Origin of the sequence: Curtobacterium sp. MCPF17_051 (genome assembly GCF_003234595.1) — a bacterium.
GTDB lineage: Bacteria > Actinomycetota > Actinomycetes > Actinomycetales > Microbacteriaceae > Curtobacterium > Curtobacterium flaccumfaciens.
The window spans coordinates 1-14,533 of record NZ_QKSE01000028.1 but is presented as its reverse complement, the minus strand read 5'-3'; the positions used below and the strand labels follow the sequence as shown (position 1 = coordinate 14,533).

The 14,533-nt window shown below is 69.7% G+C and carries 11 protein-coding genes; 5 read left to right on the top strand and 6 right to left on the bottom strand.

What is annotated here, in order from left to right; translation table 11 throughout:
* Window positions 1–4 precede the first annotated feature (4 nt).
* The 4 genes from DEJ35_RS16445 to DEJ35_RS16430 form a co-directional block, all read right to left on the bottom strand.
* Complete coding sequence (locus tag DEJ35_RS16445; RefSeq protein WP_111122952.1) at window positions 5–1,834, bottom strand: beta-galactosidase family protein; 1,830 nt, start codon at window positions 1,832–1,834, stop codon at window positions 5–7.
* Between the two features lie 86 nt (window positions 1,835–1,920).
* Window positions 1,921–3,255 (bottom strand): sugar ABC transporter substrate-binding protein, encoded by a 1,335-nt coding sequence (locus DEJ35_RS16440; RefSeq protein WP_181420171.1) that lies wholly within the window; start codon window positions 3,253–3,255, stop codon window positions 1,921–1,923.
* Between the two features lie 97 nt (window positions 3,256–3,352).
* A complete protein-coding gene (locus tag DEJ35_RS16435; protein WP_220032968.1) occupies window positions 3,353–4,324 on the bottom strand; it encodes a carbohydrate ABC transporter permease in 972 nt (323 codons plus the stop codon).
* Window positions 4,321–5,265 (bottom strand): carbohydrate ABC transporter permease, encoded by a 945-nt coding sequence (locus DEJ35_RS16430; RefSeq protein WP_027466150.1) that lies wholly within the window; start codon window positions 5,263–5,265, stop codon window positions 4,321–4,323. Before DEJ35_RS16430 ends, DEJ35_RS16435 begins: the two co-directional genes overlap by 4 nt.
* A 197-nt stretch (window positions 5,266–5,462) precedes the next feature.
* On the opposite strand from DEJ35_RS16430, the gene DEJ35_RS16425 reads away from it, so the two are divergent.
* Window positions 5,463–6,488: a LacI family DNA-binding transcriptional regulator gene (locus DEJ35_RS16425; RefSeq protein WP_181435612.1), complete on the top strand. Its 1,026-nt coding sequence runs from the start codon at window positions 5,463–5,465 to the stop codon at window positions 6,486–6,488.
* 324 nt (window positions 6,489–6,812) lie between these two features.
* Here DEJ35_RS16425 and DEJ35_RS16420 read toward each other — a convergent pair whose 3' ends face one another.
* The gene (locus tag DEJ35_RS16420; protein ID WP_111091189.1) at window positions 6,813–8,318 is read right to left on the bottom strand and encodes an alpha-N-arabinofuranosidase; all 1,506 of its coding nucleotides are present in this window, start codon (window positions 8,316–8,318) and stop codon (window positions 6,813–6,815) included.
* Window positions 8,319–8,626: 308 nt separating this feature from the next.
* On the opposite strand from DEJ35_RS16420, the gene DEJ35_RS16415 reads away from it, so the two are divergent.
* The 3 genes from DEJ35_RS16415 to DEJ35_RS16405 all read left to right on the top strand — a co-directional run bounded on the left by DEJ35_RS16415 (window position 8,627) and on the right by DEJ35_RS16405 (window position 11,954).
* Window positions 8,627–9,982 carry an extracellular solute-binding protein gene (locus DEJ35_RS16415; protein ID WP_110862595.1) on the top strand — a complete coding sequence of 452 codons (1,356 nt, stop codon included), beginning with the start codon at window positions 8,627–8,629 and terminating at the stop codon, window positions 9,980–9,982.
* Window positions 9,983–10,066: 84 nt separating this feature from the next.
* Window positions 10,067–11,038: a carbohydrate ABC transporter permease gene (locus tag DEJ35_RS16410; RefSeq protein ID WP_110862596.1), complete on the top strand. Its 972-nt coding sequence runs from the start codon at window positions 10,067–10,069 to the stop codon at window positions 11,036–11,038.
* A gap of 1 nt (window position 11,039) precedes the next feature.
* The gene (locus DEJ35_RS16405) at window positions 11,040–11,954 is read left to right on the top strand and encodes a carbohydrate ABC transporter permease (protein WP_110862597.1); all 915 of its coding nucleotides are present in this window, start codon (window positions 11,040–11,042) and stop codon (window positions 11,952–11,954) included.
* Window positions 11,955–12,467: 513 nt separating this feature from the next.
* Here DEJ35_RS16405 and DEJ35_RS16400 read toward each other — a convergent pair.
* Window positions 12,468–13,298, bottom strand: coding sequence for a siderophore-interacting protein (locus DEJ35_RS16400; RefSeq protein ID WP_111193177.1), 831 nt, complete (start codon window positions 13,296–13,298; stop codon window positions 12,468–12,470).
* 28 nt (window positions 13,299–13,326) lie between these two features.
* Between DEJ35_RS16400 and DEJ35_RS16395 the strand changes: the two genes are divergently transcribed.
* Window positions 13,327–14,430: an iron ABC transporter permease gene (locus DEJ35_RS16395; RefSeq protein WP_258378516.1), complete on the top strand. Its 1,104-nt coding sequence runs from the start codon at window positions 13,327–13,329 to the stop codon at window positions 14,428–14,430.
* Window positions 14,431–14,533: the final 103 nt, after the last annotated feature.

Sequence of the window (14,533 nt, the reverse complement as noted above, 5' to 3'; positions counted from 1 at the left end):
GCGACTAAGCCTCGGTGTGGCCCAGGTCGGGCTCGACGAGCAGGCACGCTGTGCGGGAAGCGGCGGCGTGCAGTTCGAGCACGACGAGCTCGTTGCGACCGTGGCGGAGCACCGGCCCCGGGATCGCCAGGGTCTGCTGCGGGCCTCGCGACCAGTACCGACCGAGGCAGAACCCGTTGACCCAGGCGACACCCTTCCGGAACCCGTCGAGCGACAGGTACCGATCGTCCACGGTGTCGAGGTCGAACGAGCCAGCCGCGAACGTCGGTCCGGCGAGCACCTCGCCACCGGTCGGAGCGACCTCGGACAGCGCGGTCATCGCAGCGGGGGCGATCGGATCGAGGGCGAGCGGCGATGCCGTCCACCGGGCCACCCGTGCGCCGTCGATCGAGACGCCGCCGATCAGGCCCTTCGGCTCGCCGATGCGGACGCCGTAGTCGACGCGGCCCTGGTCCTCGACGAGGAGTTCGAGCGTGCCGGTCACCGGCGGCAGGGCGATCGCGCGGTCGTGGTGCTCACGCTCCAGGACCCCGACGACGACACCGTCGGCCGACACGATCGCTCGGTCGCGCACCTCGGTGCCGACGGTCAGCACCCCTCCGGCGGGCAGGTCGACCTCGGCGCGGTACGCGACGAAGCCGCTCGCGGCCCCGAGGGAGTCGAAGGTCGGCGGCTCGTCGTGCGCGGACCACGCCGTGAGGGCGGGCAGCAGGGAGCGGAGCGACGCCACGCGGTCCAGGCGGACGGCGAGGTCCGTGGCGGGGGTGACCCGGGCCTCCAGACCGACTCCGTCCGCCGCATCGGACGCGAGTCGACCCGATCCACCCGGCTCCATCGTCGCGGGCAGCGGCGGGACGGGCGCGTACCGCGCGATCACCGAGCGGAACGCGTGGAACTTCTCGGTCGGCCGGCCGGCCTCGTCGAGCGGGGCGTCGTAGTCGTACGACGTCGCGATCGGGCGGTAGACGCCCTTGTCGTTCGCGCCGTTCGTGAAGCCGAAGTTCGTGCCGCCGTGGAACATGTAGATGTTCACCGAGCCGCCGGCGGCGAGCAGGACGTCGAGGTCCTCGGCACTGGCGGACGCCGGCGTGGTGTGGTGGTGCTCGCCCCAGCTGTCGAACCAGCCATCCCAGAACTCCGAGCACATCAGGGGCCCGGTGGGCTGGGCCTGCCGCAGGCGCTCGAGCCGGGCGGCGGAGCGTGAGCCGAACGAACCGGTCTTGTGCAGCGAGGGCAGGGAGCCGTCCTCGAGCATGGTGCCCATCGGCTGGTCGACGCTCGTGAAGGCGACGGTCAGCCCGATGTCGCGGTGCATCTGCTCGAGTGCGCGCAGGTACTCGGGGTCGGAGCCGTAGGCGCCGTACTCGTTCTCGACCTGCACCAGGACGATGGGCCCGCCCTGGTCGATCTGCCGCGGGACCAGCACGGGGGCCAGGTGCTGCAGGTACGTCTCGACCGCTGCGAGGAACCCGGGCTCGTTGCGCCGGACGCCCACGGTGCCGTCCGCGAACAACCAGTACGGCAGTCCGCCGTTCGTCCACTCGGCGCAGATGTAGGGGCCGGGGCGGACGATGGCGTGCATGCCCTCGGCGGCCACGAGGTCGAGGAAGCGACCGAGGTCCAGGCCACCCGACAGGTCGAACACCCCGGGCGACGGCGCGTGTGCGTTCCAGGCGACGTAGGTCTCGATGGTGTTGAGGCCCATCAGCTTCGCCTTGCGGATCCGGTCGGCCCACAGGTCGGGGTGCACGCGGAAGTAGTGGATCGCGCCGGACAGGACCCGGTGCGGCTCGCCGTCGAGCAGGAAGTCGGTGTCGCCGATGGCGAAGCGCATGGTGTGACTCTTTCGTTGCCGGGCGTGCCGGGCGTGGAGCGGGGCCGTGCGGACGTGTCCGCACGGCCCCGCGGGGATACCTCGAACTACTTCGACGAGACCGTGAAGCCCTGGTCCTTGCCGTACTTGGCGAGGGCCTTCTGCCAGGCCTCGAGGCCGGCGTCGAGCGAGGTGCCGTTCTCGTACGCCTGACCGACGGTGTCGGCGTAGACGCTGTTCGCGTACACCTGGTACGGCAGGTAGGTGAAGTCGTTGTCCGAGGACTTCGACGCGTCGACGAGCACCTTGTTGATCTGCTGGCCGCCGAAGTACTCCGGCTTCTCGTCGAGGAACGCCGACGACTCGAGGTCCGCGGTGGTCGACGGGAAGCCGCCGGACTCCATGAAGACCTTCGTGGACTCCTTCGACGAGTTCAGCCATTTGAGGAAGCCCGCGGCGAGGGCCGGGTTCTTCGACTGCTTCATGACGACCTGGGCGCTGCCGCCGTTGTTCGCGGTCTGGGCGGTGCCGCCGTCGTAGGTCGGCATCGGGGCGACGCGCCAGTCACCCGAGGCCTGGGCGACGCCGGACTCCAGGTTGCCGGGCATCCAGGCGCCGGTGATCAGCGTGGCGATCTCACCGTTGCCGAGCTGCTTGTACCAGTCATCGGTCCAGCCCACCGTCTTCGACAGCAGGCCCTGCTCGACGAGCTCGTTCCAGGTGCTCGTCCACTTCTTGGTGCCCTCGTCCTGCAGGTTGATGGTCACCTTGTCACCGTCGGTGGCGAAGGGGGTGCCGCCGGCCTGGGCGATCATGCTGGTGGTGAAGCCGGCGTCGCCGGAGTCCGCCGCGATGTAGGCCTTCGGGTCGGCCTCGTGCAGCTTCTTGGCAGCGGCGACGTACTCGTCCCACGTCTTCGGCACGGCGATGTCGTGCTTGTCGAAGACCTTCTCGTTGTAGAACAGCGCCATGGGGCCGGAGTCCTGCGGCAGGCCGTAGACCTTGCCGTCGATCGACACCGAACTCCAGGTGCTCTTCGCGAAGTCCTTCTCGAGCGAGTCGAAGCCGTAGCTCGACAGGTCGAGCAGCGACTCGGACAGCGCGAACTGCGGCAGGGCGTAGTACTCGACCTGGGCGACGTCGGGGGCGCCCGAGCCGGCCTTGATCGTGTTCTGCAGCTTCGTGTACTGGTCGGCGCCGGTGCCCGCGTTGACGAGCTTGACCTTCACCTTGGGGTACTGCTTCTCGAACGCCGCGACCTGGGCCTTGGCCGACGGGGTCCACGACCAGTAGGTCAGCGTGCCGCCGTCCTTCAGGGCCTTGTCGATGTCGTCGGCCGAACCGCCGGAGCCGGAGCCGCCGGAGGCGCACGCGGCGAGGGCGATCGCGGCGGTGACGCCGATGGCGAGGGCGCTGAGCCCGCGCCGGAGACGCTTGTTCATGGGAGTGCCTTTCACTTCTTCGTGGAGGGGGTGGTGCTGCTGTGTGCCGGACCGGCCGGCGCGTGGCGGGGTCGCCACGAGCCTGGTGTCCGAGGGGTCAGGCCTTGACCGACCCGGCCGCGAGGCCGGACTGCCAGAAGCGCTGGAGGAAGAGGAACGCGACCACGATCGGGATGATCGTGAGGAGCGATCCCGTGACGACGAGGTTGTAGATCGGCTGCGCGCCGGACCCGGTGGCCTGCGCGTTCCACTGGTTCAGGCCGACCGTCAGCGGGTACCACTTCGGGTCGCTCAGCATGATGAGCGGCAGGAAGTAGTTGTTCCAGGTGGCGACGACCGCGAACAGCAGGACGGTGACGACACCGGGCGCGAGCAGGCGGAGCGCGATGGTGAAGAAGATCCGGAACTCACCGGCGCCGTCCATGCGGGCGGCCTCGAGCAGTTCTGCCGGGATCGCGTCGACCGCGTACGTCCAGATCAGGTACATGCCGAACGGGCTGATCAGCGAGGGCAGGATGATCGCCCACGGGGTGTTGGTCAGGCCGACCTGCGAGAAGAGCAGGAAGGTCGGGACCGCCAGGGCCGTGCCGGGGACCGCGATGGCGCCGAGGACGACGGCGAAGACCGCGCGGCGACCGGGGAACTGGAACTTCGCCATGCCGTAGCCCGCGACGGTGGCGAGCAGGGTGGCCCCGCCGGCACCGACGACGACGTAGAGCAGCGTGTTGCCGAACCACTGCAGGAAGATGCCGTCGTTGTACGTCAGCGTGTCGACGATGTTCTGCCAGAGGTTGAAGTCCCCGCCGAACCACAGACCGAACGTGGAGAGCAGCGACGCCTGCGTCTTCGTGCTGTTCACGAGCAGGTAGAACAGCGGCGCGAACGAGTACACGACGAAGACGACCATGACCGCGGTGAGCAGGCCGGAACGCTTCGGCTTGCGTCCGTCGACGTGCTGCTCCGCCTTCCTGGAGGCCCGGATCGAGCGGGTGCGCGGCGCACGTTGCGTCGTGGTCGCCTCGGTCACCGTGGCCGCTGCGGGCCCGGCGGGGTGCTGGATGGTGCTCATCGGTTCTCCTCGCGGGTGCCGCGGACCTGGACGACGTAGGCGATCACCGCGGTGATCACGCCCATCACGATCGCGACCGTGGCGGAGTAGTTGAACTGCTGTCCGCTGAAGGACAGCGAGTAGGCGTACATGTTCGGGGTGAAGGCGCTGCCGATGACGTTCGGGGCGAGCGTCTTGAGCAGGTTCGGCTCGTTGAAGAGCTGGAAGCTGCCGATGATCGAGAAGATCGTGGCGATGACCATCGGGCCGCGGAGCGCCGGGAGCTTGATCGAGAAGACCGTGCGCATCGGGCCGGCACCGTCGAGCTCGGCGGCCTCGTACAGCTCACCGGGGACGGTGCGGAGTGCGGCGTAGAAGATCAGCATGTTGTAGCCGAGGAACTCCCACGTGACCACGTTGCCGATCGACGTCAGGACCCAGCTCGGGCTGAACGGCTGCAGCAGGTCGATGCCGAGCGCGTCGTTCGCGGCGCCCGTCAGACCGAACTGGTTGCCGTAGATGAAGCCCCAGATCAGAGCCGCGACGACCCCGGGGACGGCGTAGGGCAGGAACACCGCGATGCGGAAGAAGCTCGTCCCCCACAGTCGGGCGCTGTCCAGGGCCAGGGCGGCGACGAGCGCGAGGCCGAGCATGATCGGCACCTGGACGACCAGGAAGATCGCGACCCGACCGAACCCGGACCAGAACTTGGCGTCCTGGAAGAGCTGCACGTAGTTGGCGAACCAGACGAACTGGTTGCCGCCGATGAGCTGGTCGCGGAACAGGCTGAGCCAGAGCGCGTAGCCGATCGGCACGATGAGCATCAGGACCAGGACGACGACGAACGGGCCGACGAACAGCCATCCGGTGAACCGTCCCCGCGGCTTGGGGCGGCGGCCGGCGGGGCGCTCGGCGGTGGGGCGCGGTGCTGCCTCACCGGGGCGCGCTGCGAGCGTGCTCATGTGACTCCTTCGTCTGCTGCGTTCGGGTGGTCGATGTCGGCGGCTCGGCCCGGGCCGGATCAGGGTGTCCGGGCGGTCACCGATGTTGACGTCAACATCGAACGACGCGACGATAGCATGGCAACGTCAACATGCGCTAGCGTCCGGGGAGGCCGACCGCTCGGCCACCTCGATCCGGAAGGAGCGCCAGCGTGACGATGGAGTCCCCCGCCGGCACCCGCCGCGCACCCTCGATGGCCGCCGTGGCCGACGCCGCCGGGGTGTCGATGCAGACGGTCTCGCGCGTCGCCCGGGGCTTCGACAACGTCAGCCCGGAGACCCGCGACCGCGTCCAGCGCGCGATGGAGTCCCTCGGCTACCGGCCCAACCGTGCCGCCCGCGCCCTGCGCTCCGGCCGCTTCCGCACCATCGGCGTGATCATGTTCACGCTCGCTTCCTTCGGCAACATGCGCACGCTCGAGGCGATCGCCGACGCCGCCGGCGTCGCCGACTTCACGATCACCCTGCTGCCCATGGCCTCGCGTACCGAGGCCGGTGTCCGGTCGGCCTTCTCGCGCCTGCACGAACAGGCCGTCGACGGCGTCGTGATCATCATCGAGTCGCACATCATCGACACCGCCGAGGTCGTGCTGCCCGACGGCGTGCCCATGGTCATCATCGATTCCACGGGCAGCACCGACCACCCCGCGATCGACACCGACCAGGCCGACGGCGCCCGGCAGGCCACGCAGCACCTGCTCGACCTGGGGCACGAGACCGTCTGGCACGTCGCCGGCCCGGAGTCGTCGTACTCGGCAGCCCGTCGCCTCGCCGCATGGCAGGACACCCTCGAACGCGCCGGACGCCAGGTGCCCCCGGTGTTCCGCGGCGGCTGGACGACCGAGCACGGGTACGAGGCCGGGCTCGAGATCGCCGCACGGGCGGAGATCACCGCGGTGTTCGCCGCGAACGACCAGACCGCCCTCGGGGTCCTGCGCGCCGCACACGAGTCCGGTCGCCCGGTGCCGTCGTCGCTCAGCGTGGTGGGGTTCGACGACTCCCCCGAGTCCGACTCGTTCTGGCCGCCGCTGACCACCGTGCACCAGTCCTTCGACGAGGTCGGCCGCCGAGCGGTGGCGAACCTGCTCGCCCAGATCGACGGCGAACGGGTCAGCGTGGCGGCCGACCTGGTGCCGGTGCGGCTCGTCGAGCGCGCGAGCACGGCGGCGCCGCCGGCGCGCTGACGGCCGCGCCGAGACTCGGCCACGCGGACGGACTGTGCCGTGCGCGTGCCGCATCCCGTCCGCCCAGACGAGATTCGGCCCGTGGCCGCGACCGCACGCCGGCCGGGAGGGCCGGTGCCAGGCCACCACGGGCCTCCCGGCCGCCGCGCGGGCCACGTTTCGGGCCCAGCGACAGTCCACGCGCCCGTCACCCCGTGAGGTGTCGCCCACCCCGTGAACTCGCGCCCGCCGCACCCGCGCAACGAGCAGAGGACGTCGGGCGCGAGCGCCCGACGTCCTCTGTGCTCACTCGACGCCCGCCGTGGCGTGCGCCGAGGCGTCTTGTCAGCCGATCGAGACGGCGGTCCAGGAGACCGGCGGGAGCTCGATCGTGACCGTGTCGCCCTCGCGGCGGACCGACTCGTTCGTGCGGAGTCCCACGCGCGAGGTGTTCTCCAGGTCGTTCACGGCGTGCAGGTCGTCGTCCCAGACGCCCTCGGCGTGGACGTCGCCCGTCGCACCGATGCCGGCGAGGTCGATCGTCACCGTGGTCGGCTCGGACGGGTGGCGGTTGACCAGGAAGACCGCGGCCTTGCCGTCCTCGGAGACGGTGGCGGCGGAGTCCACGACCGGGACCTCACCGTGCTTGCCGCCGTCGACCGTGTCACCGGAGGCCTTGACCTGCAGCGAGGTGCCCTGCGCCAGGCGCGAGGTGACCGAGAACGGGAAGAACGTCGTCTGGCGCCAGGCCGGGCCACCGGGCTCGGTCATGATCGGGCCGATCACGTTGACGAGCTGGGCGAGCGAGGCGGAGGCGACACGGTCGGCGTGGCGGAGCAGCGAGATGAGCAGGCCACCCACGACGACGGCGTCGGCGACGGTGTAGACGTCCTCGAGCAGACGCGGGGCGACCGGCCACTCGTCGAGCGTGAAGGTCTTGGCCTTCGCTTCCCACTTCTTGATCGACCAGACGTTCCACTCGTCGAACGAGATGTCGATGCGCTTGTCGGACTTCTTCTGCGCCTGGACGTGGTCGGCGGCCGTGGTGACCGTCTTGATGAAGTGGTCCATGTTGACGCCCGAGGCGAGGAACGACGGCAGGTCGTCGTCCTCCTCGTAGTAGGCGTGCGCGGAGATGTAGTCCACGTCGTCGTAGGTGTGCTCGAGGACGGTGCGCTCCCACTCGCCGAACGTCGGCATCGATGCGCCGGAGGAACCGCAGGCGACGAGCTCGAGGTCGGGCTGGATCTGGCGCATGGCCTTGGCGGTCATGGCGGCGAGCTTGCCGTAGTCGTCGGCGTTCTTGTGGCCGAGCTGCCACGGGCCGTCCATCTCGTTGCCGAGGCACCACATCTTGATGGCGAAGGGTTCCTGGCGACCGTTCGAACGACGGTACTCGGACAGTGCGGTGCCGGCGTCGATGTTGGCGTACTCCAGGAGCTCGATGGCCTCTTGCGTGCCGCGTGTGCCGAGGTTCACGGCGAGCATGAGTTCCGAACCGACCTGGTCGAGCCAGTGCTGGAACTCGTGCAGGCCGACCTCGTTCGTCTCGGTCGAGTGCCAGGCGAGGTCGAGGCGGCGGGGGCGCTGCTCGACCGGGCCGACGCCGTCCTCCCACTTGTAGCCGGAGACGAAGTTGCCACCGGGGTAGCGGATGGCGGAGACGCCGAGTTCCTTGACGAGTTCGACGACGTCCCCGCGGAAGCCGTGCTCGTCGGCGGTCTCGTGGGTGGGCTCGTGGATGCCGTCGTAGACGTGGCGGCCGAGGTGCTCGACGAACCCGCCGAACAGGCGACGTCGCACCGGCCCCACGGTGAACGCGGCGTCGAGGACGAGGTGTGTGCGGGGCATGGATCTCCTTCGATCGTGGCAGTGCGGTTCGTGCGGTGAGCAGGGTGGCGTGCTGGGCGGAGGACACTTCGGGAACCGAAGCGGGCCGTCACGAAAGTGAGCGCTCACCTGCCGGAAACGCTACCGGGTTCCGCGCCGTCGCGAAAGGGGTGGCGGATGCCGGGAGCGAGCGCTAATGTGAGCGCTCACGGAGCACCGGAAGGTCGTTCCGTGTCCGGAGCAGCAGTGCTCCGGGTCCGGAGCAGCGATGCTCCGGCGGGAGCACCGACCCTGTTCCCGAGCCCGGCCCATCCCGATGGAGTGATGCCATGCCGATCCCACCCGCAACACCCGCGTCGCGCCTGTCGCGCCGGGGCTTCCTCGCCGCCGGTGCAGCGGCCGCGACGGTCCTGCCGCTCGCCGCCTGTTCCAGCCCCCTCGCCGCCGGTCTCGCCGGCAGCGCCCTCAACCCCGAGACGCTCGTCTTCTGGAACCTGTTCGGCGGCGGCGACGGCGTCCGCATGCAGTCCATGGAGGACGGCTACGCGAAGCAGCACGGCGGTTCGAGCGCGCTGCAGGGCACCACGTTCGCGTGGGGCAACCCGTACTACTCGAAGCTGACACTGGCGACCGTCGGGAACAAGCCGCCGGACGTCGCGGTCGCGCACCTGACCCGCGCGAAGCCGCTCTGGGACGGTGACCTGCTCGACCCGATCACGTCCGACGACCTGGCGAGCGTCGGCCTGAGCGCCGCCGACTTCAACCAGAAGGCCTGGGCGGCGCAGAAGACGGACGGCAACAACATCGCGGTCCCGCTCGACACCCACCCCTTCGTCCTGTTCTACAACGTCGACGTCTGCAAGAAGGCCGGCCTGATCGACGGTGACGGCAACCTCGTCGACCTCAACGGCATGGACAACTTCGAGAAGGCCCTCGCCGCGGTGGCCAAGGTCACCGGCGGCACGGCGCTCAACGTCGCAAACGTGGTGCCGGAGACGGCCACCCCGTGGCGCTTCTTCTGGACGATGTACAACCAGCTGAAGGACGCCACCCCGTTCATCAGCGACGGCGGCTCGAAGCTCACCGTCAACGAGGACGCCTACAACGAGGTCACGAGCCGCACCCAGAAGTGGGTGAAGGAGGGCTGGCTGAACAAGGCCCTCGACTACGCCACCGCGCAGTCGCTCATGTTCGACGGCAAGGCCGGCTTCTTCATGCAGGGCGAGTGGGAGATCAGCACCGCGCAGTCGATCAAGGGCCTGAACTTCGGCATGGCGCCGATCCCGCAGCTCTACGACAAGCCGGCGACCCAGGCGGACTCGCACACGTTCGTCCTGCCCAAGAAGGCCCGCACGCCGGAGCAGCGCAAGCAGCACATGCTCTTCATCAAGCAGATGCTCGAGCAGAGCCTGACCTGGGCCGAGGGTGGGCACGTGCCGGCCTACATCCCGACGTTCGACAGCTCCGCGTACAAGAAGCTCACGCCGCAGTCGAACTACGCGGCCGCAGCCGAGACCGCCGTGTTCGACGACGCCGCCTGGTACGGCGGATCCGGCTCGACGTTCGAGGGCACGGTGGGCGCTCAGCTCGCCCTCGTGCAGCAGGGCAGCTCGTCCCCCGCGCAGGCACTGCGCGCCATCAAGTCGCAGCTCGCGACCTACCTCAACACCCCGAGCCCCCTGTGACCCGGCACGCGACCGCCCGGCAGGACCACTCCGGGCAGACGACCACCGCGATCGCCGTGAACACCGCGCGAAAGGCACGATGACGTGACCACAGCACCTGTCCTCGACCGGCCGACCGACGCGGCCACCGCGCCGCGTCTCCGCCGGAACCGCTCCTACGGCTCCAGCGTGAACCGCGGCCAGGGCCGCAGCGGCTGGCTGTTCCTCGCCCCGTTCGGCCTGTTCTACGTGGCCTTCCTGCTCGGCCCGACGATCTGGATGATCGTCACGAGCTTCTTCAACACCTCGACCGTCCGCACCGGGCTCGGCAGCTTCGCCGGGTTCGCGAACTACGCCGAGATGCTCGGGCGCAGCGACTTCTGGTCGTCGCTCTGGCACACGCTGCAGTTCACGCTGTACACGACCCCGCCGCTCGTCATCCTGGCGTTCGTGTTCGCCGTGCTGACAAACCGGATGAACCGCGGGCAGTGGTTCTTCCGCCTGGCGTTCTTCCTGCCGTTCATCCTGCCGTCGGCGACGATCTCGCTGATCTGGGTGTTCATCTTCACGCCGAGCACCGGTCTGTGGGCGAGCCTGCAGTCGGCGATCGGCATGACGCCCGGCTCCGGCATGCTGTCGAGCCCGAACACGGCCATGATCGGTGTCGCGATCGCCACCGTGTGGTGGACCCTCGGCTTCAACTTCGTGCTCTACCTGGCCGGCCTGCAGGAGATCCCGCGCGAACTGTACGAGGCCGCCGCCGTCGACGGTGCGTCGAACTGGCAGCAGATCAAGTCGATCACGCTCCCCCTGCTCGGCCGCACCACGACGCTGGTCGTCCTGCTTCAGATCATCGCGAGCCTGAAGATCTTCGACCAGGTCTACCTGATGACGAACGGCGGGCCGGGCATCTCGACCCAGGTCTCGCTGCAGCTCATCACCGGCGTCGGCTTCACCGACAACCGACTCGGTGCCGCATCGGCCGCGTCGGTCCTCCTGTTCATCGTGATCGTGGCGATCGCGGTCATCCGGCAGCTCGTCGAGCGCGCTGCCGCCAAGCGAGAGATCGGGGCCTGACATGACCGCCACCGAGAGCATCACCACCACCGGCCGCAAACTCCGCACCGGCGTCTCCTCGGCCGCTCCCACGAGCGCCGCGAAGATCGGCGTCAGCGGTCGTGGCTTCACGATCGCGTCGGGGATCGTCCTGACGATCTTCGCGATCATCTGGCTCATCCCGAGCGTGTTCGCCCTGAAGACGTCGCTGTCGGAAAACGGCGTCGCCGCCCTCGGCGCGAACGCGATCCTGTCGAACTGGAACCCGACGCTGCACTCCTACTCGTCGCTGTTCCAGGCGGGCGACATCTGGAACTGGTACCTCGCCAGCGCCATCACGAGCGTCGTCACGGCGGCACTCACCGTGCTGTTCGCGTCGATGGCGGCGTTCGCGCTGTCGCGACTGGTGTTCCGCGGCCGCAACATCGCGTTCCTGCTCATCATCCTCGGGATCATGATCCCGACGCAGGTGCTGATCATCCCGATCTTCCAGGAGCTCAACGCGGTCGGCCTGCTCAACACCTACTGGTCGGTGATCTTCCCGCAGGTGCCAGCCGTGATCGCGGTGTTCATCTTCAAGCAGTTCTTCGACGGCATCCCGAAGGAGCTGGAAGAGGCGGCGCGCATCGACGGCGCCGGCATCTGGAAGGTCTACTGGTCGGTCATCCTGCCGCTGTCGCGTCCGGTGATCGCGGCCGTGACGATCCTGACCTTCGTCGGGGTGTGGAACAACCTGCTGCTGCCGCTGTTCGTGCTGTCCAACCCTGACCTCATGACGATCCCGGTCGGGCTCGCCACGGTCCAGGGCAGCTTCGGTCAGCGCTACGCCGACATCCAGGCCGGTGCGATCCTCGCGGCGCTGCCGCTGATCATCCTCTACCTGATCTTCCAGCGGCAGATCGTGGAGGGCGTGACGGGCTCGGGCCTCAAGGGCTGACGCCACCCCACCACGGACGGGAGGCCCGGTGCCAGCTGGCACCGGGCCTCCCGTCCGTCCGTTGGTCGCGTCGCGTGCGCGGCGCACCTGGTGCTTTCGGGCGTACCTGGGCGGAAGTTCTGGAGCGGTACGCCCGGAAGCACCAGGCACCGCGCCCGCCAGGGGAAGAACCGGGCGTACCTGGCGGAACCGGGCGTACCTGGCGGAATCGGGCATACCTGGGCGGAAGTTTTGTGGCGGTACGCCCGAAAGCACCAGGCATCGCGCCCGCCAGGGGAAGGACCGGGCGTACCGGGCCGAAGCGGGCATACCTGGCGGAACCGGGCATACCTGGGCAGAACGGGCGTACCTGGGCAGAAGTTCTGTAGCGGTACGCCCGGAAGCACCAGGCATCGCGCCCGCCAGGGGAAGAACCGGGCGTACCTGGCCGAAGCGGGCATACCTGGGCAGAACGGGCGTACCGGGGCGGAAGCTCTGGGGCGGTACGCCCGGAAGCGCCAGGCACCGCGCGGGTCAGGCGGGGACGGAGACCTTCGTATCGTGCTTCCAGAACCCGGAGAACGTGATGCGCGACTTGGGCAGGCCCGCACGGTGCAGGTGGCGGCGGCCCTCCGTTGCGAGTCGCGACTCCCCCACGACGAACGCGTAACCCTGGTCGTCGGACGGCACGTGCCGCTGCAGCTCGGCGAGGGCGCCACTGCCCGGGACGGTGCCCGGCTGCCGGACGATCCAGGTCACCTGCACGCCGGCGGGGGCGTCGAGGTCGCGGATGTCGGCGGCGGTCGGGACCTCTTGGATGATGCGGCCGACGGTGTCACGCGGCAACGAGGCGGCGATGCCGACGACGCCGGGCAGGCCGGTCTCCTCGGCGGCGACGACGACCTCGCTGGTGCCGGCGGGGACATCGAAGATGCAGCCCTGGTCGAGCATCGCGAGCTCCTCGCCGGGACGTGCGGCGCATGCCCAGATCGCGGCGCGGCCCTCGAGCTCGCCGCGGTGGTCCAGGTGCACGACGAAGTCGATGTCGAGCTCGGCGGTGCCGTCGGCGAGCAGGCGGTACGCGGCGACGGTGTAGTTCGCGCAGTGGGGGCGGATGTCCTCGGGGATGCCGAGGAACGTCGGCCACCACTTCTTGCCGTCCAGGTCGGGCATCCGGAAGACGTCCTGGTCGGGGCGTCGGACGAACAGGCGGAACCAGTGGTCGAAACCGAGGTAGCCGAACTCGTGCAGGTCGTCCCCGGAGACGGTGACGCGCTGCATCGAGGGGGTCACCCGCTGGGTCCGGAGGACACGGGCGCGGAAGAGCCGGGGGTTCGTCGGCAGGAGCCGCGGGGTCTTCGCCATGAGGCAAGGCTAACCTAAGATGACTTCCGTGCCAGCCCCCAATCCCGTTCTGGCTTCCGGCCCGGAGGCCCCCGAACCCGTCGCGTCCAGCGCCCGAGACGGCGATGCGTCGCGCGCCGTCGGCGTCCACCGGACCGCGATGCGGCGGCGCACCGCGGTGATCGTCGGACTCGTCGTCGCCCTGGTGCTCGTCGCCGTGGCAAGCATGCTGCTCGGCAGCAACCGCATCGGTGTCGCCGAGGTGTGGACGGGGCTCACACGCTCCGGCTCGAGCACCGACGAGGCGATCGTGTGGGGCTCTCGCATCCCGCGCACGCTGATCGGTGCTGCGGTCGGTGCGGCTCTCGGCATCGCCGGACTCCTCATGCAGGGACACACCCGCAACCCGCTCGCCGACCCGGGCCTGTTCGGCGTCTCGTCGGGAGCGGGGCTCGCGGTGGTGCTCGGCGTCTACGTGTTCGGGGTGACGAGCACGAGCGCGACCGTCTGGTTCGCCCTGGTCGGGGCCCTGGTCGCCAGCGTCGTCGTCTTCTCGGTGACCATCGCCGGCAGCGGCACGGCCAGTCCGGTTCCGCTCGCCCTCGCAGGGGCCGCGGTCTCGGCGCTGCTCGCCGCTCTGACCTCCTTCGTCGTGCTGACCGACCAGGCCTCGCTCGACGCGTACCGGCTCTGGGTCGTCGGGTCGCTCGCCGCACGCCAGCTCGACATCCTCGGGGCGGTGTGGCCGTTCCTGGCCGCCGGGCTCGTGCTCGCGGTGCTGAACGTCCGCGCCCTCGACGCCCTCGGGCTCGGGTCCGAGCTGGCGAAGGGGCTCGGCGAGAACGTGCTCGTCGCCCGGCTCGTCGGCCTGGGCGGGATCACGCTGCTCGCCGCCGGTGCGACCGCTGCTGCCGGCCCGATCGGCTTCGTCGGCCTGACCGTGCCGCACGTCGCCCGCGCGCTCGTCGGCACCGGACACCGCTGGACCCTGCCGGTCTCCGGCCTGGTCGGCGCCGCCCTCGTGCTGCTCGCCGACGTCATCGGTCGCCTGATCGGCGGGTTCTCCGAGGTCGAGGTCGGCATCGTGCTCGCCGTCATCGGTGGCCCCGTGTTCGTCGCCGTGGCCCGTCGCCGATCGCTGGTGTCGCTGTGAGCGGGGCAGCGGTGCGCAGCAACGGGAGCACGCCCGGCAGCACGCCCGGCAGCACGCCCGAGACCACCACGCCGGGCACGCCCGCCCCCGCCGCCCACACCCC